The sequence below is a fragment of the Massilia sp. Root335 genome, assembly GCF_001425685.1.
Taxonomy (GTDB): Bacteria; Pseudomonadota; Gammaproteobacteria; order Burkholderiales; family Burkholderiaceae_D; genus Telluria; species Telluria luteola.
On sequence record NZ_LMCY01000069.1, the window covers coordinates 71,315 to 91,544 of the forward strand.

Annotated in this window: 16 protein-coding genes; 5 read left to right on the plus strand and 11 right to left on the minus strand. The window is 66.6% G+C overall.

Annotated features, from left to right (window positions below):
- Window positions 1-22 precede the first annotated feature (22 nt).
- The 3 genes from ASC93_RS28770 to ppc form a co-directional block, all read right to left on the minus strand.
- Window positions 23-2,392: a DUF3274 domain-containing protein gene (locus ASC93_RS28770; RefSeq protein ID WP_056450905.1), complete on the minus strand. Its 2,370-nt coding sequence runs from the start codon at window positions 2,390-2,392 to the stop codon at window positions 23-25.
- Window positions 2,389-5,205 carry a type VI secretion system Vgr family protein gene (locus ASC93_RS28775; protein ID WP_056450907.1) on the minus strand — a complete coding sequence of 939 codons (2,817 nt, stop codon included), beginning with the start codon at window positions 5,203-5,205 and terminating at the stop codon, window positions 2,389-2,391. Before ASC93_RS28775 ends, ASC93_RS28770 begins: the two co-directional genes overlap by 4 nt.
- 257 nt (window positions 5,206-5,462) lie before the next feature.
- Window positions 5,463-8,270 (minus strand): phosphoenolpyruvate carboxylase, encoded by a 2,808-nt coding sequence (gene ppc / locus ASC93_RS28780; RefSeq protein WP_082548424.1) that lies wholly within the window; start codon window positions 8,268-8,270, stop codon window positions 5,463-5,465.
- Between the two features lie 180 nt (window positions 8,271-8,450).
- Between ppc and hemC the strand changes: the two genes are divergently transcribed.
- From hemC to ASC93_RS28800, 4 genes are read left to right on the plus strand one after another with little or no spacing between them, the layout of a single operon-like run.
- Window positions 8,451-9,428: a hydroxymethylbilane synthase gene (gene hemC, locus ASC93_RS28785; RefSeq protein WP_267874996.1), complete on the plus strand. Its 978-nt coding sequence runs from the start codon at window positions 8,451-8,453 to the stop codon at window positions 9,426-9,428.
- On the plus strand, window positions 9,421-10,191 hold the full coding sequence (locus ASC93_RS28790; RefSeq protein ID WP_056450913.1) for a uroporphyrinogen-III synthase: 771 nt from the start codon (window positions 9,421-9,423) through the stop codon (window positions 10,189-10,191). The genes hemC and ASC93_RS28790 overlap by 8 nt, the downstream gene beginning before the upstream one ends.
- Window positions 10,188-11,372, plus strand: a complete 1,185-nt coding sequence (locus tag ASC93_RS28795; protein ID WP_056450916.1) for a uroporphyrinogen-III C-methyltransferase — start codon at window positions 10,188-10,190, stop codon at window positions 11,370-11,372. Before ASC93_RS28790 ends, ASC93_RS28795 begins: the two co-directional genes overlap by 4 nt.
- Before the next feature lie 17 nt (window positions 11,373-11,389).
- A complete protein-coding gene (locus tag ASC93_RS28800; RefSeq protein WP_082548421.1) occupies window positions 11,390-12,586 on the plus strand; it encodes a heme biosynthesis protein HemY in 1,197 nt (398 codons plus the stop codon).
- A gap of 43 nt (window positions 12,587-12,629) precedes the next feature.
- On the opposite strand, the gene ASC93_RS28805 is transcribed toward ASC93_RS28800, so the two are convergent.
- Complete coding sequence (locus ASC93_RS28805; RefSeq protein ID WP_056450922.1) at window positions 12,630-12,830, minus strand: hypothetical protein; 201 nt, start codon at window positions 12,828-12,830, stop codon at window positions 12,630-12,632.
- Between the two features lie 298 nt (window positions 12,831-13,128).
- On the opposite strand from ASC93_RS28805, the gene ppa reads away from it, so the two are divergent.
- Entirely contained in the window at window positions 13,129-13,665 is a 537-nt protein-coding gene (gene ppa / locus ASC93_RS28810; protein ID WP_056450925.1) for an inorganic diphosphatase, read from the plus strand.
- A gap of 87 nt (window positions 13,666-13,752) precedes the next feature.
- Here ppa and ASC93_RS28815 read toward each other — a convergent pair whose 3' ends face one another.
- The 7 genes from ASC93_RS28815 to ASC93_RS28845 all read right to left on the minus strand — a co-directional run bounded on the left by ASC93_RS28815 (window position 13,753) and on the right by ASC93_RS28845 (window position 20,230).
- Entirely contained in the window at window positions 13,753-15,210 is a 1,458-nt protein-coding gene (locus tag ASC93_RS28815; RefSeq protein WP_056450928.1) for a PA domain-containing protein, read from the minus strand.
- Complete coding sequence (locus tag ASC93_RS28820; RefSeq protein ID WP_056450931.1) at window positions 15,197-15,589, minus strand: hypothetical protein; 393 nt, start codon at window positions 15,587-15,589, stop codon at window positions 15,197-15,199. Before ASC93_RS28820 ends, ASC93_RS28815 begins: the two co-directional genes overlap by 14 nt.
- Before the next feature lie 13 nt (window positions 15,590-15,602).
- Entirely contained in the window at window positions 15,603-16,271 is a 669-nt protein-coding gene (locus tag ASC93_RS28825) for a choice-of-anchor J domain-containing protein (protein ID WP_082548425.1), read from the minus strand.
- 328 nt (window positions 16,272-16,599) lie between these two features.
- Window positions 16,600-17,670, minus strand: coding sequence for a branched-chain amino acid ABC transporter permease (locus ASC93_RS28830; protein WP_200958423.1), 1,071 nt, complete (start codon window positions 17,668-17,670; stop codon window positions 16,600-16,602).
- Complete coding sequence (locus ASC93_RS28835; protein ID WP_056450936.1) at window positions 17,670-18,689, minus strand: branched-chain amino acid ABC transporter permease; 1,020 nt, start codon at window positions 18,687-18,689, stop codon at window positions 17,670-17,672. Before ASC93_RS28835 ends, ASC93_RS28830 begins: the two co-directional genes overlap by 1 nt.
- A gap of 13 nt (window positions 18,690-18,702) precedes the next feature.
- On the minus strand, window positions 18,703-19,428 hold the full coding sequence (locus tag ASC93_RS28840; protein ID WP_056451002.1) for an ABC transporter ATP-binding protein: 726 nt from the start codon (window positions 19,426-19,428) through the stop codon (window positions 18,703-18,705).
- 22 nt (window positions 19,429-19,450) lie between these two features.
- Window positions 19,451-20,230 (minus strand): ABC transporter ATP-binding protein, encoded by a 780-nt coding sequence (locus ASC93_RS28845; protein WP_056450939.1) that lies wholly within the window; start codon window positions 20,228-20,230, stop codon window positions 19,451-19,453.

The following is a 20,230-nucleotide window of genomic DNA, read 5'->3' on the forward strand; positions in this document are numbered from 1 at the left end:
ACCCTTTTCTTATTGTCTGGACTCATGATGTCACCCGTTCTGCCTTTCCGACTGTCCCTGCCATCGACTCGACGACCAGACTTTGCGGAATTCCCTCTGGCGGAAGCGGAAGATCGGCCGGCAATTTTCCAGTCGAGTAGTACACTTGATTGCCCTCGATCAGCGCCTTTCGCCACGGGCGCTCGTCCGCCCAATAGTCTGCAAACTGTTGCAAAAGTTTTTCCCACACCAGTATCCCCGGCCGGGGTTTCTCCGAGGGCAGTGGCTTTTTCAGCCGCCAATCCGCTACCGCACACAAATACTGGTAAAACAGCGGATGTGTGGGCGCTTTCCCTCCGCCGATTGCCACATCGTATGCGGTCACCTGGCTGTGATTCTTGCGCCCGCCGTAAATCGCGCTGTGGAACGAGCGCGGCGTGGTCGTTTTTTGCCACCGTAGCCGTGCTTCGTTCGGCGTCTCGGTCCGCTCGATCAACAGCTTCGGCGGATTGCACGGGCGATCAAAGCCAACCTCCAGGCAAACATAAACATTCTTGACCTCGCATCTGTCCTCGGTCTTCTTGTCGTAATTGAGCTTTTCCGTCAACGCCGTTCGCTGGTCGTTCAATTTGGCCACCCTGCCGGCATGCAGGTCCGGCCTCGGACTTGCAACCGGCTGGTAGTCCAGCAACTTCGTCGCGGCACCTCCGGCATCCGCGATGCATTCCCAATGATGTCCATCGATGCCGTAATCACTGGTGACGGAGATCGCGGCGTCGATCTGGTCGACGTTCTCGCTGGCGCCGTAGCGGTGCTGCGCGTCGGGAAAGGCGCCTTCGCCCATGCTTGCCATGACAGGTTTCGGCAAGGTCTCGCCGGTAATGCGGCGCAGACCGTAGCGCGCCCGCTCTTCGGGAGACGCGTCCCTGGGAGCGTCGCCATGGCTGGCCAGGTGCTCGCGTAGACCGTGATTGCTGATCCATGAATCGCTAGCGGCCGTGTGGGCGTGATCGTCTTCGCCTGACACCCGTAGGGCAAAGTCATGGGGCGCCTGCCCGACCATGACGAGTTTTCCGTTTCGAAAATCCGGCCGGCGCTTCAGCGTGAAAACGCGCTGAAAGAAACCGGCGCCCAAATCCGCAAGTGGTTTGTACGTCGTCGGGATCGGCACTCCGACTGTATTGCCTTGTCGTGAGAACGAATCCTTGAAGGCGGGGCGTGCGACAATCTGCTGATTTTGAATGCGATGGCCGCGCAGGAAATCCGGCACGCCCTGCCAGCCGATTCCTTCGACGCCGGCGAACGCCACCGTCATGTCCTCGGGCGAAAAATACAGATAGACCTTGCCCCTGTTATCGCGGTCCCTGGCCGCATCCCACTTGGGGCCGACCGCACCGACATGTTTTTTTATGTCCCCCAGTTCCGCGAACGCCGGCACTTGATGTTTTTTTGTGTGCACGCCGTTGACGATGTTCGCCAGCGTCGTCAGGCGGGCGTGCAACGTCTGTCCACCGGTGATGTATTTGTAGCGATCACCATTTGCGGTCATCTGTGCGTCTCCGCCGGAATAACCGTTGACGAAGGCTGCCGACGTCGGCAATTCGTCGATCAGACTGTAAGGCGGGTTGCACAGGATGAGCGTGTCGGCCGGACGCGCGCCCGGCTGGTCTTTCTGCATGGCGGGGTCGAGCAGAAATGCCTGTGCCAGCAGGCTGAGCAAACAACCCTGGCTGTGCGCGACGATCGAGACCGTTTCGTTTTCGTCATAGTCGCGGATCATTGAAATGAGGGCGGCGAGTCGGCGTGCCGCCAGTATCATGTAAAGCCGGCCCGGGTTTTTCAGGATGGGGTGGGTCGCATCGTGCGACGCCCAATCCAGGCTGCCATGCGCATCGCTCTTGCCGCGGTTCCACATCTCCGGGAGCGAGTTTGTCGCGTTGGCGAACGGCCCGCCTTCCTTCGAGTAGTCCCGGTCCAGGCGGTTGCCGTAGCGGTCGACCGCTTGGCCGTGCGGCGTCTTTCTCCAGTCGCGCACGTGCGCGTTTTCTTCCCGGAACCCCCAGTAAAACGGAATGACCGGGCTGTGTGTATCGTCGGTGATCTGCCGTTTGTAGAAAACGGCATCGGGATCTTCCTCGAGTTTTTCGCGGTCTGCGGTTTGCGGCATTCGATATGTCCCGGGCGTCAAATCGCCGCACAGGCGGGCCGCCAGACCTTCGCACAAGCCCGATTCCACCGCGTCGTAACTGACGCCGATGTCGTTCACGCCATGCACGAGGATGATCGACCCCGGCAGATTGTGCTTTACCCCGACGATCTTCTTGTTGCCTTGTCCCGGCAAAGTCACGCCTTGCCCGTTACCTCGGCTGAACGGCAGTTTCTTGTAAAGCGATGCGCTCTTTGCGTCAGTCATGACTGGCCTTCCTCCTTCAGATCAATGCTCGCAATGTGCATCCGGTCGTGCTTCAGAACCGTGGTCGACCCTTGCTCGTCCGTATTGCCCGTGCCGCCACCGGCCGCAGAATCGATCTTGTAGGCCAAGCCGGCTGCCGGTACGCCACCGTCGAGATGGTGATAGAGGCGTGGTTCGAACTTGAGATCCGTCCCATCCTTTTTGAATGCCGGAAGCTGCGCATTCATCGTTTCGGGGCCATCCCACACGAAATCGGGAGCGTGAAAATTAAGGGACTGCTTGCTCCCGAGGACGGGTGAGCCTTCCCCCAGCTTGAGGAACGAACCGTCTTGTGCGACGAGCAGGATGGTCTTGGCGGATATCGTGATCGATCCTTCGCTGGCGGTAACCTGAATGTCTTTCGCCGAATTGACGCTGACGTCGTCGTGCTGGCTTTGCAGCAGTAATTTTCCGGTATGCGCGATTGCACTGAGTCCGCCGCTGCGGGCGAAGAGCGAGACGCCATCGCCGGCGTTGACCGCGAAGCGTTGGCCCGCCGTCAGCTGCAAGTGCTGCTGGGCGGCCGTGTCGACGTTGGTGGCCGAATAGCTCACGATGGCCTTGGAACTGGCGAACCCAATCCCGGCTGGAGAAGTCACAGCGATGACAGGCTCTCTTGGCTCGGCGGCTTCGGGCGCGGTATTGCTGCCGTCGTCCCAATTCTTGAACCGTGCACGCAACGCGTCCTGCTCCTTGGTGTCGATCGCCAGGCCGTCGTGTTCGGTGGCGTACTTGCCGAGGGAGGTGCACAAGTCGGCGCATTCCTGCAGCAAGTCCTGGTAGGCGTCGCGTGCAAGCTGGGCACCTTTGATGTCCGCGCCGCCGAGCAACTTCCAGGCGCTCAGCAGGATGCCGCGCGCGGCGCGCAGCGCAATCGCTTCGTCGGTGCGGAGCTCCGCGCCGTCGCCGCGCGGGCGTGCGCCGTTCTGGCGACGCGGCTCCGTGAGATATCCCAGGTTCAGTTCGGTTGTGCCGTGGTCGCTTGCCAACTGCGCGCTGATCTGGCCTGGCGTGTCATCCAGCCGAAGCTGATTGCCGCGCCGACCACGTATCTCACGGCTGCGCAGGCCGGACTGGTAGCGGGTATCGGGCAGCCCGTCCTCGCGAGCGAAAGCCGGTGGTGGCGCGTCGCCGTTGTACACCTGACCGACGATGACGGGCTTGTCGGGATCGCCTCCGGCAAAGTCGATGAGCACTTCCGTTCCGACGGAGGGCAACAGGCGCGTACCGCATTGCGCGTTGCTGCCCGGTCCGTTGCCGGCCCAGTGGGAGGCGACACGCACCCAGGCCGAATCGCGATCCGAATCGGAACTGCCGGCGCCGGCGGCGTGTGCGTGATCTTCCGGGCGTGTGGCGAGGAAGCGGACCTTGACGCGGCCGAGCGGATCGCACCAGACCATCTCGTTCTCGGGCCCGACCACGATCGCCGTCTGCAATTGCGGGCGCAGCGCAGCAGGGCGCGGCGGCACAATGCGGACGCTGCGACGAACACAGGTAAAGCTGGTCTTGTAGCGCGGACGCTGTTCGCCGTCGTTTGATTGGGCCGCGCTTGCCGAGCATGGCCAACCGCTGCGCTCGAACAACCGCTCGACACGCTCGCCGAGTTCCACCGGCAGATTGTTGCGGGCAACGATATGTTGTGAGGTGACGACGAACTGGCGTTCGTTGGCGGGATGGGTATCGATTTCCGGATGGTCTTCCAGACTGAACCACTCGCCAACGGCCAGATCACGCACGCTGCCTTCGCCTTTGAACCATTTAGAGGCGTACTCATGGTAAGCCATCTGCGTATCGTTCAGGTCCAGCAGATCGCGTGGACTGTCGCCGAGGTGCGGGGCGGCGATGTGATAATCGTCCAGTCGTGCAGCCAGCCGGTTGCCGTTTTCGCCCTGGTCGACTTGCGATGGCACCTGGGCCGACATGAACGCCTTATTGCCCGGCTGCAGGCAGTCCCAGCTGAATAGCGACGTGCTGCCCGAGCGCAGCGTGCGTACTGCGCTCCAGCCAGTAATGGTGTCGCGCTGCTCGGTCGCGTCGTCGCGATGGAAGCGGACGGTGCCGGCCGCATTTTGGTCGAGCTGGCTGGCGTCGTCGAACAGCACCAGAGTATGACCGATCCGTTTTTTTTGCTGCCTGTGTCCGGCAGCGTCCGCTCCTGGCGCCAAGCCCGAACGGAAGAACCAGGCGATGCCGCGCCGCTGCAGTAATCGGCGGACGAAAGCAGCATCCGACTCGTTGTGCTGCATGATGAATTGACGGCGGGGCAACGAACGGTTGGCGAGACCGATATCGACGATGAGATCGAAGCTTGACGCAAGGACCGCGATACCTTTTCGCCACTCGGCGACAAGTATCTTGATGATGTCAAGTTCGTTCTTGTCCCGGAACACTCGCGTGTTGATCTTGTTTTCCATTACCGACAGCGCGTCGCGCATGACCAGTTGATAGGTTGCGAGACCGCCGTCGCTTTGGCCTGATGCGGCCTCCATGACGATGCCGCAAATTCGGCGCAGCTCGCCACGGTCGGTGACGATCTGCAGCTCGGCTGGCACGCCGATGAAGTTCTTGAGGGGCAGTGTCGCGCTTTCGGACACGCACAGCATGCGGAGCTCGAGTCCGCCGCATATTGCCTCGTTGCCGATGACTTGTTGCGGCAGCAGTGGCTCGTCGCCGGTGCCATCGGCGTCACCAAGGATCAGGCGAAGCGGACGGTGGCGCGTCGCGAGCTTGTACTGGGTGAGGCTGAGAGTTCTTGCTATGTCGGTGTCTGCCATCTTTCTTCGACTCCTGTCAGGTTGCGCGTTACCCGTCGCATTGCGGAACCTTGTAATTATTCAAGGGCATGCTTTGGGGTAATTTGAGCAAACACAACCTGATGGTCGCCGCAAGAAACTGCTTTGCAACGGAGCGGCGGCAATGCGACCCGCATGACGCCGTGGCGCGGCGGGGTCGAAGCGCTTATTGATGAAGGGAAGGAGGATGGCCAGGCGGAGCCCGTTGCCGGACTCCGCCCTTACATGAACAGCAGGTCTTAGCCGGTGTTACGCAACCCCGCCGCCACCCCGTTGATCGACAGGTGAATCCCCCGATGCACGCGCTCATCGACCTTCTGCTCGGACGACAGCGCGCGATGGCGCTGGATCAGCTCGACCTGCAAGTGGTTCAACGGGTCGAGGTAGGCGAAGCGGTTCTGGATCGAACGGGCCAGCAGCGGATTGTTCACGAGGCGTTGCTCGGTGCCCGTGACGAGTTCCAGGCAGCGCAGCGTTTCCGCGTACTCGGCCGAGATGCGCTTGAAGATGCGTTCGCGCAGGATCGCGTCCGGCACCAGCTCGGCGTAGCGCGAGGCGATGGCGAGATCGCTCTTGGCCAGCACCATGTCCATGTTCGACAGCAGCGCCGCGAAGAACGGCCAGTGCTGCGCCATTTCGCGCAGCAGCGCCAGGCGTGCGTCGCGGTCGCCGTCGGCGATCCAGCCGGAGACCGCGGCGCCGAAGCCGAACCAGCCCGGCAGCAGCAGGCGGCACTGGCCCCACGAAAAGCCCCAGGGAATCGCGCGCAGGTCTTCGATGCGGCGCGTCGACTTGCGCGACGCCGGGCGCGAGCCGAGGTTCAGTTCCGCGATCTCGGCGATCGGCGTGGCGGCGAAGAAGTAATCCGTGAAGCCCGGGGTCTCGTACACGAGGTTGCGGTAGGCCTTGTACGCGCGCTGCGACAGCTCGGCCATCACGGGCTCGAAGCGCGCCAGGCGCTCGATCTGTTCGCGGTCGGCGCCGTGCGGCATCAGGCCCGCTTCCAGCGTGGCGGCGACGAGCAGCTCCAGGTTGCGGCGGCCGATTTCCGGATTGCTGAACTTCGACGAGATGATCTCGCCCTGTTCCGTCAGGCGGATCTGGCCGTTCACGGTGCCCGGCGGCTGCGCGAGGATCGCCTCGTAGCTCGGGCCGCCGCCGCGGCCCACGGTGCCGCCGCGGCCGTGGAACAGCCGCAGCTTGACGTTCGCGTCCGCGAACACCTGCACGAGCTTCAACTCGGCCTGGTACAGCTCCCAGTTCGACGTCAGGAAGCCGCCGTCCTTGTTCGAGTCCGAATAGCCCAGCATGACTTCCTGCAGGCGGCCCTGGTGCTCGATGACGTCGGCCACGATCGGCAGTGCCATCCATTCGCCCATGATGGCGGCGGCCTGTTGCAGGTCGGGGATGGTCTCGAACAGCGGGATCACCATCACGTCGCTCGTCTTCTCGCTCGGCCGGTACAGGCCCGTTTCCTTTTGCAGCAGCAGGACTTCGAGCAGGTCGGACACCGTTTCCGTGTGCGAGATGATGTAGTTGCGGATCGCGCGCGCGCCGTAGCACTTGCGGATCTCGCGTGCCGTGCGCAGGATCTGCAGTTCGGCGTTCGTGGTCTCCGAATAGCTTTCGTACGGGGTGTACAACAGGCGCGGCTGGGCCAGTTCGTCCAGCAGCAGCTTGACCTTCGCGTCCTCGTCGAGCGCGGCGTAATCGGCCTGCACGCCGGCGCGCGCGAACAGTTCGGCCAGCACGCGCTCGTGCACGTCCGAGCTCTGGCGCATGTCGAGCGAGGCGAGGTGGAAGCCGAAGATGCGCGCGGCGCGCAGCAGGCCGTTCAGGCGCGGCACGGCCAGGATGGCGCCGTGGTTTTCGTTGAGCGAATCGACGAGCACCTGCAGGTCGGCGCGGAAGTCGCACGAGTCGCGGTAGGCGTCCGCATGGCCCACTTCCTTGCGCAGGATGTTGGTGGCGCCCAGTTCGCGCGCCGTTGACGCGAGGCGCGCGTAGATGCCGATCAGGGCGCGGCGGTAGGGCTCGTCGCTGCGGTGCGGCGAGTGGTCGGGCGATGCGTCCGCCAGCGCCAGCAGCGCCGGGCTGGCCGGCACGAGCAGCGTGGACGGCGACAGCTCGGCGCCCAGCGCGTGCACTTCGTCCAGGTAAAAATCGAAGATCGTCGTCGAATGGCGCACGAGGGCGCGCTGCATCGTCGTGGCGTCGACGTTCGGGTTGCCGTCGCGGTCGCCGCCGATCCAGCTGCCCATCTGCATATAGGTCGCGTCGTCGAGGCCGGAGGCCGCCGCGCCGTACTGCGCCGCGAGTTCTTCTTCGATGTCGTCGTACACGGCCGGCAGCTCGCGCAGGAACGTCGTGCGGTAGTACGAAAGGGCGTTCTCGATCTCGTCGGCCACGGTCAGTTTTTCATAGCGCAGCATGCGCGTCTGCCACAAGGTCGCGATGCGGGCCTGCAGCAGTTGCAGGTTGCGCGCGCGTTCCTTCGGCGTCAGCGGCAGGTCGCGCTCGGCCAGCAGGCGGGCGATGTCGTGTTCGGCGTCGAGCGTGCTCTTGCGCTGGACTTCGGTCGGGTGCGCCGTCAGCACGGGCGCGATGAGCGCCTCGCGGAGAAAAGCCTCGACCGTGTCCTGCGCGACGCCGGCGTCCTTGAGGCGGGTGAGGGCGTAGGCGACGCTGGACGGCTGCGGCGTCGATCCGGCCAGAAGGTGGGCGCGGCGGCGGCGGATGTGGTGCTGGTCTTCGGCGATGTTGGCCAGGTGCGAGAAATACGAGAAGGCGCGCACGACGGAGTTCGTCTCTTCGCGCGACAGTCTGGAGAGCAGGCCGGTGAGTTCGGCGGCGGCTTCCTGGTCGTCTTCGCGGCGGAAGCGCACGGCGGTCTGGCGGATCGTTTCGACGACGTCGAACACGGCTTCGCCTTCCTGGTCGCGCAGCACGTCGCCGAGGAGGCGGCCGAGCAGGCGGATGTCTTCTTTCAGCGGTGCGTCCTTGTCGACGCCGCCGGGCGGGGGAGTGAGTGCAGCAGGATTGTCCATATCGACCATGGTTGAATTGTTGAGAACTGCATGACAACGAATCGGTACTACCAATCATTCCTGGGGCACGCAGGCGGTCGGCCGTGGCGTGTGGGTGGGCCCATGCTAGAATTTATGTCTCGGGCATGGGCTTGACCGGCGCTGCCCGATCCGGGCGCAACGACAGTGAAAGAATCCGTTTTGAACTCTAACGACACGACGCAGCACGTTCCCGCGCAACTGATTATCGCATCGCGCGAAAGCCGGCTGGCCATGTGGCAGGCCACGCACGTGCGCGACCGGCTCGCCGCATTATATCCGCAGTGCCAAATCGACATTCTCGGCATGACGACGCGTGGCGACCAGATTCTGGACAAGACATTGTCGAAGGTGGGCGGCAAGGGCTTGTTCGTCAAGGAACTCGAAGTCGCGATGGCCGACGGCCGCGCCCACCTCGCCGTGCACTCCCTCAAGGACGTGCCGATGGAATTGCCGGAAGGCTTTGAACTGGCCGCCATCCTCGAGCGCGAAGACCCGCGCGACGCCTTCGTTTCCAACGATTTCGACAGCCTGGCCGCGCTGCCGGCCGGCAGCATCGTCGGCACGAGCAGCCTGCGCCGCCAGGCCCTGATCGCCGCGCGCTACCCGCAACTCGTGATCAAGCCGCTGCGCGGCAACCTCGACACGCGCCTCGGCAAGCTCGATCGTGGCGACTACGCCGCCATCATCCTCGCCGCCGCCGGCCTCAAGCGCCTGGGCCTCACGCGCCGCATCCGCGCCTATCTGGAGCCGGAAGAGAGCCTGCCGGCCGCCGGCCAGGGTGCGATGGCGATCGAGATCCTGTCGAACGACGCCGCCGGTTTCGACGTGCGCGCGCTGCTGGCGCCGCTGAACCACACGCACACGGCGCAGGCCGTGCAGGCCGAGCGCAAGGTGTCGAAAGTGTTCGGCGGCAGTTGCCAGGTCCCGCTCGCGGCGCACGCGACGGTCGACGGCGACACGCTGCACCTGCGCGCGATGGTCGCGACGCCGGACGGCCGCCGCAGCGCCTACGCCGCCGCCAGCGGCCCGGCCGCGCTGCCGGAAGCGGTGGGCGAGCAGGTCGCGCAGAAGCTGGCCGCTCAGGACGCCGCCGGCATCCTGGCCGAATGCAAGGCGGCCGCCGCCGGCGATGCCTGACGCGGTCGTCATCACCCGTCCGCGCCAGCAGGCCGAGCCGCTGGCCCGCGCGGTGGCGGCGCTCGGCCGCACGCCGCTGATCCTGCCGTTGCTCGAGATTTCCCCGCTGGCCGACGACGCCCCGCTGCGCGCCGCGCTCGCCGGCCTGCACGCTTATGCGCTCGTCGCGTTCGTGTCGCCCAACGCCGTCGACGCCGCCTTTGCCCACATCGACGCCTGGCCCGCCGAGGTGGCGCTGGCCGTCGTGGGCGAGGGCAGCCGGGCGGCGCTGGCGCGCCACGGCATCGACGGCGCGCGCTACCGCATCCACACGCCGCTCGATCCTTCCCGCAGCGATTCAGAACACCTGCTGCAGGCGCTCGATACGGCCGCGCTGGCCGGCCGCAAGGTGCTCGTCGTGCGCGGCGAGACGGGGCGCGAACTGCTGCCGGAGGCCCTGCGCGCGGCCGGCATCCAGGTCGACGCGGTGGCCGCCTATCGGCGCGCCGTGCCGTCCCTGAATCCGGACCTGGCGGCGGCGTTGCGCGCCTTGCTGGCCGGTCCGAACGACTGGATCATCACGAGCTCGGAAGCCCTGCGCGGCCTGGCCGGCCTCGTCGAACAGCTCGATGGTGGTGCAAGTGTGGCAAAATTGCAACAGCAGCACCTGATCGTTCCGCATGCGCGCATCGCGGAAACGGCGGGCGCACTCGGTTTCAAGACCGTGACGCTCACGGGGTCCGGCGACGAGCGGCTGCTTGCCGCGTTACAATCACGAGCATGAACGAATTGCCCAACAATCCAGAAAAACCAAACGTGGGCGGTGCGGTCGTGCCGCCGGAGAGCTACGTCACACCGGCGTCGGCGCCGGTGGGCGGTCCCGGCGAGCCCCGCGTCCCCGAAGGGTCAAGCCTCGGCGCGCTGCTGCAAAAGCCGCAGAACCTGGCCATTCTGGCGCTGGCCGTCCTGCTGGCCCTGCAGACCTGGTCCACGCACACCCGCTTCAACCGGCTGCGCGAGGACGTCGCGCGTACGCTGCAAAAAGACAATGCCTCGAACGCCGAGACGGCGCAGGCCGTGCGCGACACGCAGGAAGCCGCCAAGGAATTGCAGGTCAAGGTCGGCGTGCTGGAAAACCGCCAGACCGAGTCGCAGAGCCAGCAGGCCGCCCTCGAGCAGATGTACCAGGACATCTCGAAGAACCGCGACGAGTGGGCGCTGTCCGAGATCGAGCAGGTCCTGTCCACCGCGAGCCAGCAGTTGCAACTGGCCGGCAACGTGCAGGGCGCGCTGATCGCGCTGCAGAACGCCGACCGCTCGCTGTCGCGTTCGGACAAGCCGCAATTCATCACGATCCGCCGCGCCATCGCGCGCGACATCGAAAAGCTGAAGGCGCTGCCGTCCGTCGACCAGCCCGGCATCGCCCTGCGCCTGGACAACGTCATTGCGCAGATCGACAGCCTGCCGCTGCTGTCCGACGAAAAGCCGGCCGAGCCGATCGCCCCGACGCGGGTAAATCCGGCGGGCGTCGCCACGCCGGGCGCCAGGGCTGCGGGCCAGCCGGCGGCGCCTGCGAATCCGGGCCTGGGCCGGCGCGTCGCGGACACCTGGCGCAACTGGAGCCACGAGATGTGGGACGACATCCGCCAGCTGATCCGGGTGCGCACGGTCGACAATCCGGACGCGTTGATGCTGTCGCCGAGCGAATCGTATTTCGTGCGCGAGAACCTCAAGCTGCGCCTGCTGAACGCGCGCCTGGCGCTGCTCTCGCGCAACGAGGGCACGTTCCGCGACGACCTGAACAGCGCGCAGCAGATGCTGGTGAAATACTTCGACACGAAGGCGCGCTCGACCCAGGCCGCGCAGGCATTGCTGCGCCAGGTGCAGGCCAATAACGTCACCATCGACGTGCCCGACCTGTCGGAGAGCCTGAACGCCGTGCGCAATTACAAATCGAAGTCTTGAGCGGCGGGACCTGAACGATGCGTTTACTTCTCTGGTTAGTCGCCCTGATGGCCGCGGCGATCGGCATCGCCGTGACTGCGCGCTTCAATCCCGGCAACGTCGTCTTTTTCTATCCGCCGCACCGGATCGACCTGTCGCTGAACCTGTTCGTCGTCCTGACGGCCCTGCTGTTCCTCGTGCTGTACCTGCTGGCGCGGGCCGTGCGCGCCACGCTCGACATGCCCGAGCGCGTGGCCGAGTATCGTTTCCGCAAGCGCGAGCGCGACGCCAATCGCGGCCTGCGCGAGGCCTTGAAAGCCTTGTTCGAGGGCCGCTTCGGCCACGCCGAAAAGGCCGCCAGGCGTGCCGCCGACCTGCCCGAGAATGCCGGTCTCGCCGCGCTGATCGCGGCGCGCGCCGCCCACCGCATGCGCGAGCCGGCCCGGCGCGACGTCTGGCTGGCCGGCATCGCGCACGACCAGTCGCTCAAGACGGCGCGCCTGATGACGGTCACGGAACTGCTCGTCGACGACCACAAGCCGGAAGGCGCGCTGGAAGCCGTGGCGGAACTGAACGCCAGCGGCCAGCGCCACATCCACGCGCTGCAGTGGGCCATGAAGGCCAACCAGCAGGCGCGCAACTGGCCGGAGGTGCTGCGCCTCGTGCGCACGCTGGACAAGCGCAACGCGCTGCATCCGGCGCTCTCGAGCAGGCTGCGCGAGCTTGCCTACGACGCCCTGCTGTCCGAGGGCGGCCACGACGCCGAGTCGATCCGCCGCGTGTGGGGCACGGTGCCGGGCGGCGACCGCGTCAAGCCGTACATCGCGGCCCGCGCGGCCGCCGCCTTCAACGCGCGCGGCCTGCACGACGAGGCCCGCGGCATCGTCGAGGACGCGCTCAAGGCCGGCTGGGACGAGCGCGTCGTGCGCGCCTACCGCGAAGCGGCCGGCCCGGAAGGGTCGAGCGCCTTGCTCGCGCAGATCGAGAATTGCGAGACCTGGCTGCGCGCCCATCCGAACGACCCCGAACTGGAACTGACCCTCGGCTCGCTGTGCCTGCGCCAGAAACTGTGGGGCAAGGCCCAGCGCTACCTGGAGCAGGCGCTGTCCGACGCCACCGAGCCGCACATGGTGCGCGACGCCCACCTGAAGTTGGCCCAGCTGCACGAAGCCCTGGGCCAGCGGGAAGAGGCCGACAACCACTACCGGCAGTGCGCGCTGGCGACGGTGCTGTGACGGGCGTGTCCGCGGCCGCGCCGGCGCTCGTGCCCGCGGACGCTCATGCACCGTGCCGCGCCTTGTGGCCGTGCACGATGACGACGGCCATGTGGCCCGGCGTCCCGAGGTGGTTCGCGACCGGGACGGCCGGCCGGGCCGTGCTGGCCTCGGCGTCCGGCAGGCGGTCGACGACGAGCGACCCGGCGCCGACGACGGCAAGCGTGGTGACGAAGATGGCTTCCATGTGCTGTTGGATGTTCATGCTGTTTCCCCCGATGCTGGTTGCGGATGCGTGAGCGGTCTTGCTCACGACATCGATACAGCATGGGGCGTGCCAGCGCCCCGGACCGGGCGCGGACGGGGCGCGGGGGGCCGTTGCTGGCCTGCCGAGTCGGGCCTGGAGCAACAGTTCGCGCGGGGCGTGTCGGGTGCGTGCCAACACGATGCGCCGCGCGCACACCGGCTCATCCCATTCCTCTGGGACCTTGTGCGGCGCACAAGCCCAAGGCGATTCGTTATAATCGCTGTTTTATTGTTTCCCCTGCAACCAAGGACTATCCATGAGCCTGAATAACGTCAACGCCGGCCGCGATGTGCCGAACGACTTCAACGTCGTCATCGAAATCCCGATGAACGCCGACCCGATCAAGTACGAAGTGGACAAGGAATCGGGCGCGATCTTCGTCGACCGCTTCATGGGTACCGCCATGCACTATCCGTGCAACTACGGCTACATCCCGAACACGATCGCCGACGACGGCGACCCGTGCGACGTGCTGGTGATCACGCCGTTCCCGCTGATCCCGGGCGTCGTCGTGCGTTGCCGCGCGCTGGGCGTGCTGAAGATGACCGACGAAGCCGGCGGCGACTCGAAGATCCTGGCCGTGCCGGTCGAGAAGATCCTGCCGGTCTACGCGAACCTGCAGAAGGTCGAGGACGTGCAGGAACTGACCCTGCGCCAGATCCAGCACTTCTTCGAGCACTACAAGGACCTGGAAAAGGGCAAGTGGGTCAAGGTCGAAGGCTGGGCAGGTCCGGATGCCGCCAAGGAAGAGATCCTCACCGGCGTGAAGAACTTCGAATCGGGCGCCAAATAAGACGCCGACGGTGTCCGCACCGTCCACGGCAAGGGCCGCCACCTTCGGGTGAGCGGCCCTTTGTCGTTGGCGGCCTCGCAACCCCGATCACCACCCGATATCGCGCAGCAGCGGGAAGGTCAGGTCGCGCGGCGGCGCCACCGCATGGGTGAGGTCGTCGTTGATCGCCGGTTCCATCAGCTGGTTCGGCTTGGCCTCCGTCGTGTAGTGCGACACGGTCGAGCCCGGTGAGTAGGTCGTCGGCGTGTACAGCAGGATGCGGCCCGCGTTGTCGGTGCCGGCCAGGCGGGTCGTGTCGAGGCCGAGGCTGGCGACGACGCCCGACTGCGTGCGCGAGCGGCGCTGCAGCACGGCCTTCAGCGTGACGCCGTCGGCCTGCGTGATGCGCACGGACGGGATCGTGATGGCCGGGTCGCTGCCGCTCATGCCGGCCACGTCGCCGGGCTGGTTGTCGGCGACGATCATGGCCAGCGCTCCGGCGGCCTGGACGTTCCTGGCCTTGGTGACGAAGTCGCAGGACCCGCGGTCGACGAGGGCCACGTTGCCGCGCACCGCGAGGGCGTTCAGGGCGCCCAGCGGGTCGCACGCGAGACCCGTGCCGTCGGCCTGGTCGACGACGGGCATCAACTGGCCGGCGACGGGCGGATTGGACAGCGGCGGACCGAACGACGCGTCGCCGACCGGATAGTTGCCCGCGGCCTGGCCCGCCGCGCTGCCGCCGACGCCCAGGTTGGAGGACGGCGCCAGCACCTGGGGCACGGCGGCCGTCACGATGGGGCCGTTCCAGGACAGCCCGCGCCACGTCACGGCCGAGGCGGCGCGCTCGGCGTCCGTCATTTCCACCCACAGCTTGCCGGTGCGATTGTTCAGCAGGTAGTAATCCCAGATCGATGGGATGCTCTGGATTTCGGCGCCCGTCTCGTCGTCCGTGAACGTCTGGAAGCCGAGGCCGTGCGCGAATTCGTGCAGCAGGACCGTCACGAGGTCGATCTGGTCGCCGAAGTTGTCGTCCAGGCCGAGGTAGAAGCCGGAGCCGGGCAGGCAGTCCGGGAACAGGCCGAGGCGCGAATTGAAGCGGGCGACGATGTGCGGCGAGCCCGGCGTCGAGATGTCCTGGCCGGCCAGCTTGCTGGCCAGGGCGCTCGGATACCAGGTCGAAGCGCGCGGCGCGCTCGGGAAATCGGACCAGATCTCGTAGGCGCCGGCCGACCCGAGCACGGCGCTCGTCGCCGTGCAGGCCAGCGGCACGAACGAGGCGCCGATGCGGATCGGCACGCTGCTCGTGAGCGTGGCGCCCCAGATCTCGGCCGCGCGCTGGAACGCGTTCAGGCGCTGCTGGCCGAGCGTCGTGCCGGGATTGCCGCCGACGGGCGCGACCGGGGTCGGGTCGTTGAAGCCGACGCCGGCATCGTTCTGGTTGACGATCACGATGGTGGCCGCGGCCTGGGCCGGCGCGGCGCCGCCCAGGGCAAGGGCGCAGGCGGCGGCCACGCAGGCGGCGGCGCCCAGGGCCCGCTGCAGGCGTGAAGGTTTAGCGGCTTTCATGGGTTTTCTCCCCGTGGTTATGGTCGAGGGCATGGCCGACGGCGGCCTCGCCCTGCACGCATTCGCTCGTCAGCTTGCCGTCGGCGCCGCGCGTGACGACGTCGTAGACCATGGTCTTGTCGCCCAGGCGCACGCCGCGCGAGCCGTCGCCGCGGCTCACGGTGCTCGGCGCGCGTGGCGCCGCCAGGCCGGCGGACGCCGGTGCCCTGGCGCGCAGGTCCCTGAGTTCGTCGGGTGTCGGGGCGCGCATCTTGCCCGTTTGCGGGTCGCGCACGACGACCATGCCTTCCTGGCCGGCGGCCTTGGCATGCAGCGAGAAGACGGCCATCAGGCACAGGGCGGCCAGCGTACCGATGGTGAGCAGTTTTTCCTTGGACATGGCGTTTCTCCGATCAAAGGCGCGACTGGCGGCGCAGCAGGGTGAACATGCCCAGGCCCAGCGCCAGCATCATCCAGTGCGCCGGCTCCGGCACCGCCGTTACGACCGAGACCGTATCGAGGCCCACATAGTTCAGGGTATCGGCCGGGCCCAGGTAGCGGAATGCGAAGCGGCCGCTGCCGTTGTCCGTGACGGTGGCCGTGAACTGCTGCCAGTCCGCCGGATAGGCGGCCGTGCCGCCGACCGTCGCCAGCAGCGTCGAGAAGTCGGCCACATCCGTGCCCGTGCCGGATGCGTAGCGGACTTCGAGCATGTCGTTGAAGCCGGGCAGGTCGTCGTGGCGCGTGTAGAAGCTCAGCGTCGTGGTGCCGGACAGGTCGAGGACCGGGGTGATCAGCCAGTTGTCGACGCTGCCGCTGCCGTTCGCGGCGCCGAGGAAGTTGGCGGCCGCGTAGGCATCCGGGGCGCCGGACTGGGCCGGGAACAGGGCGCCGTTGCCCTGGAACCAGCCGCTGCCGGCCGGGACGCTGTTGTTGACCTGCGCCCATCCGCCAAGGGCCGCGACATTGTCGAATCCTTCGTTGAGCACTTCGACCCCGGCCGCACGGGCGCTCGATGCGCCCGGCACGGCCAGCGACAGGGACAATGCCGCTGCCGCATACAAGGTTTTTACGGGTTTCATGGAAGCCCTTTCATGGAAGCCAGTAGGATGGTGGACCGCTCGCGCTGGCTGGTCGACGAGGCCATAGCTGGGCTCATCTTATGAGTCGGATGACAATGAATTTTGATATTTAGCTAACGAACAGGCTGGACAAATCGAATGTACTGTCGGGTGGGACCGATGGGCGCTTGACGCGGGCTGGCGGGGAAGAATGATGAGGTGAAGCATGGTGGGCACGGGGTGCCCACCCTACGATGGTCCGGGCGCGCCAGGATGCTCGCCGAATTGACGTCCCGCGCGGCGCGGGCGGTAGGGCGGGCTCCCCGAGCCCGCCAGGAAAGTTACCGAATCAGCGCCCTGCGCGGCGCAGGCGCAGCTTGCCGACGATGCCGATCGGGAAGAAGTAGATCGAGAGAATGAACAGCACGCCCAGCCACAGCATCCAGCGGTCCGGCTGGAGGGCGGCGGCCAGCAGCGGTATGCCGGACACCATCGCGGACGCCTGCCCCATCAGCACCTTGAGATAGTTCTGGGCGAGGATGAACAGCGTCGCGCCGACGACCGCGCCGTACATCGTGCCCATGCCGCCGATGACGACGATGAGGAGGATGTCCGTCATGATTTCGAAGCCGAGGCTCGTCTTCGGCCCGACGTAGCGCAGCCACAGGGCCATCAGCGCGCCGGCCAGCGCGGCGACGACGGCGGCCAGCACGTTCGCCCAGATGCGGTAGACGACGGTGCGGTAGCCGAGGGCCTCGGCGCGGAATTCGTTCTCGCGGATCGCCTGCAGGACCCTGCCGAACGGCGAATTCACGAGGCGCAGCAGGAACAGGAACAGCACGAGGCAGCCCGCGAACACGATGTAATAGGTGATCAGCCTGCCGTCGACGGCGCGCCCGAACACGTCGTGGTCGACGAGCGTGTAGCCGGGCGACAGCAGTTCCGGCACGCTGAACGTGCGGCCGTCTTCGCCGCCGGTGAAATCCGACAGTTGCGATGCGAGCACCGAGAACGACGACGCCACGGCCAGCGTGATCATCGCGTAGAAGATGGCGCGCACGCGCAGCGCGAACAGGCCGACGACGAAGGCGAGGACGACCGTCAGCGCCAGCGCGGTGGCCAGGCCGGCGACGATCGCGCTCCAGGTCGGCTCGTCCACGCTGGACAGGGCGATGCCGACCCCGTACGCGCCGATGCCGTAGAACATCGTGTGGGCGAAGGAGACGATGCCCGTATAGCCCAGCAGCAGATCGTACGAGGCGACGAGGACGATGTACACGCAGATCGTGGCCGCCGTGTTCAGCGGGCGCGCGCCGGAAAAGAGGAAGGGCGCGAACAGCAGGCCGAGCAGGATCGCGACGAGGATCGCGGACAGCAGCCGGCTGCGCGGCAGGTCGCCGGAAAGAAGGCGGATCAGCATCAGTGACGTCCTTTCGCGTACAGGCCGGCCGGGCGCCACAGGAGGACGGCGATCATCAGCACGATGTTCGAGACGAGCGCCACCTTGGGCGCGAGGAAGCCGGCGTAGTTGCCGACGAGGGCGATCAGCAGCGAGCCGATGAAGCAGCCGCCGACGGAACCGAGGCCGCCGATGATGATGACGATGAAGGTCAGCACCATGATCTCGCTGCCCATCTGCGCCACCAGCGTTTCCTTGTACAGGCCCCACATCACGCCGCCCAGGCCCGCCAGCGCCGACCCGGCCGCGAACACGCCCACGAACAGGCGGCGGATGCGGTAGCCCATCGCCTCGACCATCTCGCCGTTTTCCACGCCGGCGCGGATCAGCAGGCCGATCTTGGTGCGGTTCAGGGTCAGGAACATCGCGCCGAACACGACGAGGCCGACGGCGACGGCGAGCAGCCGGTATTTCTCGATGGCGGCGTCGCCCAGGAAGATGGCGCCGCGCAGGGCGGCCGGCAGCGGCAGGGCGATCTGGTCGGCGCCCCAGATCACGTTGATCAATTGCTCGGACACGATCATGCCCCCCATCGTGACCAGGATCTGCTTCAGGTGCTGGCCGTACACGGGCATGATGACGACCCGTTCGAACGCCCAGCCGAGCAGCGCCGTCACGACCATCGCGAGCAGCACGGCGAGGCCCAGCACGCCGAGGTTGGCCAGCAGCGAATCCGTCTCGAGCCAGCCGCGCATGGGCAGCAGGACGAAGGTCGCGGTGAATGCGCCGACCGAGACGAAGGCGCCGTGGCCGAAGTTCAGCACGCTCATCAGGCCGAAGACCAGCGTGAGGCCGCTGGCCATAATAAAAATCATCATGCCCATCGCGAGCCCGGCCACGGTCAGGGTGACCCACGTCGGGACGCTCATGAAGGGCAGCGCCGCCAGCACGACGGCCGGCACGAGCAGCAGCGGGGCGATGTCGCGCCGCGCCGTCGGCAACGGGGCGTCCGCCTGGGCGATCGGTAAGGTTGCGCTCACGTGGTTATCCTGTTCATTGGTGGGAGTCGAGCGACAGGCCCAGCAGGCGTTGCTGCAAGGCCTCGTCGTGCGTCAGGTCGTGCATCAGGCCGGCGTGGACGACGCGGCCGTCGTCCATCACGCCCACACTGTCGCCGAGCGTGCGCACGAAGTTGAAATTCTGTTCGACCAGCAGGATCGTCGTGCTCGTGTCCTTGAGGTCGCGGAACGCCGCCATCAGGCTTTGCACGATGGCGGGGGCGAGGCCCTTGGTCGGCTCGTCCACGAGCAGCAGCTTGCGGGGCTCGACGATGGCGCGCGCGATGGCCACCATCTGCTTCTGTCCGCCCGACAGGTTTCCGGCCGGGTAGTTCCAGAATTTCTTCAGCGCCGGGAAGAAGCCGCAGATCCAGTCCACGCGCGCCGCGTCCAGCGGGCCGTTGCGGGCGGCAAGGTACAGGTTCTCGCGTACCGTCAGCTCGGAAAACACGGCCATGCTTTCCGGGACGTAGGCGATGCCGGCGCGGGCGATGTCCGGCGTGCTCAGCTTTGTGATGTCGCGGCCGTCGAACGTGATGGTGCCGCGGCTGGCCTTCCACAGGCCCATGACGGTGCGCAGCGTCGTCGTCTTGCCGGCGCCGTTGCGGCCCAACAGCACGGCCAGGCCGCCGCGCGGCACGACGAGGTCGACGCCCTGCAGGATGTGGTATTGGCCGATGTGCGTGTGGACACCGGACAGCGTCAGGATGGGTTCGCTCATGGGCAGCTTCATGTTCGGGACGTCATGCGGGTTCGGGGGTGCCAAGATAGGCCTCCTGCACGATTTTCGAACGCATCACCTCGGCCGGCTCGCCGTCCGCCACCAGCGCGCCGTTGTGCAGCACGATGATGCGGTCGGCGAGCGCGCGCACGACGTCCATCTTGTGCTCGACGAGCAGCACGGTCTTGTCGCGCTCGGCCTTGACCTGGTGGATCAGTTCCAGCACGACCGGCACCTCGTCCACGCTCATGCCGGCCGTCGGCTCGTCGAACATCAGGATGGCCGGCTCCAGCGCGAGCAGGATCGCCACCTCGAGCTTGCGCTGGTCGCCGTGCGACAGCGTGCCGACCAGCGCGCCGCGCCGGGGCGTCAATGCCACGCGCTCCAGGTAGTGCTCGGCGCGCTGGATGACTTCCTTGTGGCCGGACCACAGCGACAGCATGCTCATGCCGATGCCGGCGCGGCTCTGCACGGCCAGGCGCACGTTTTCCAGCACGGTGAGGTGCGGGAACAGGTTGGTCAGCTGGAACGCGCGCCCCACGCCCAGGCGGGTGCGGCGCGCGGGGCCGAGGCGCGTCACGTCCTGGCCGCGCACGATCACGCTGCCGGACGTCGCCTGCAACTGGCCCGACACCAGGTTGAAATAGGTCGTCTTGCCGGCGCCGTTCGGGCCCACGATCACGGTCAAGGTGCCCGGATAAAACTCGGCCGTCACCGCGTCGACGGCCACGTGGCCGCCGAAGCGGATGGTCAGGTCGCGCGTGACGAGTGCGGGCGCGGGCGCGGCGTTCGCGACTGTCAT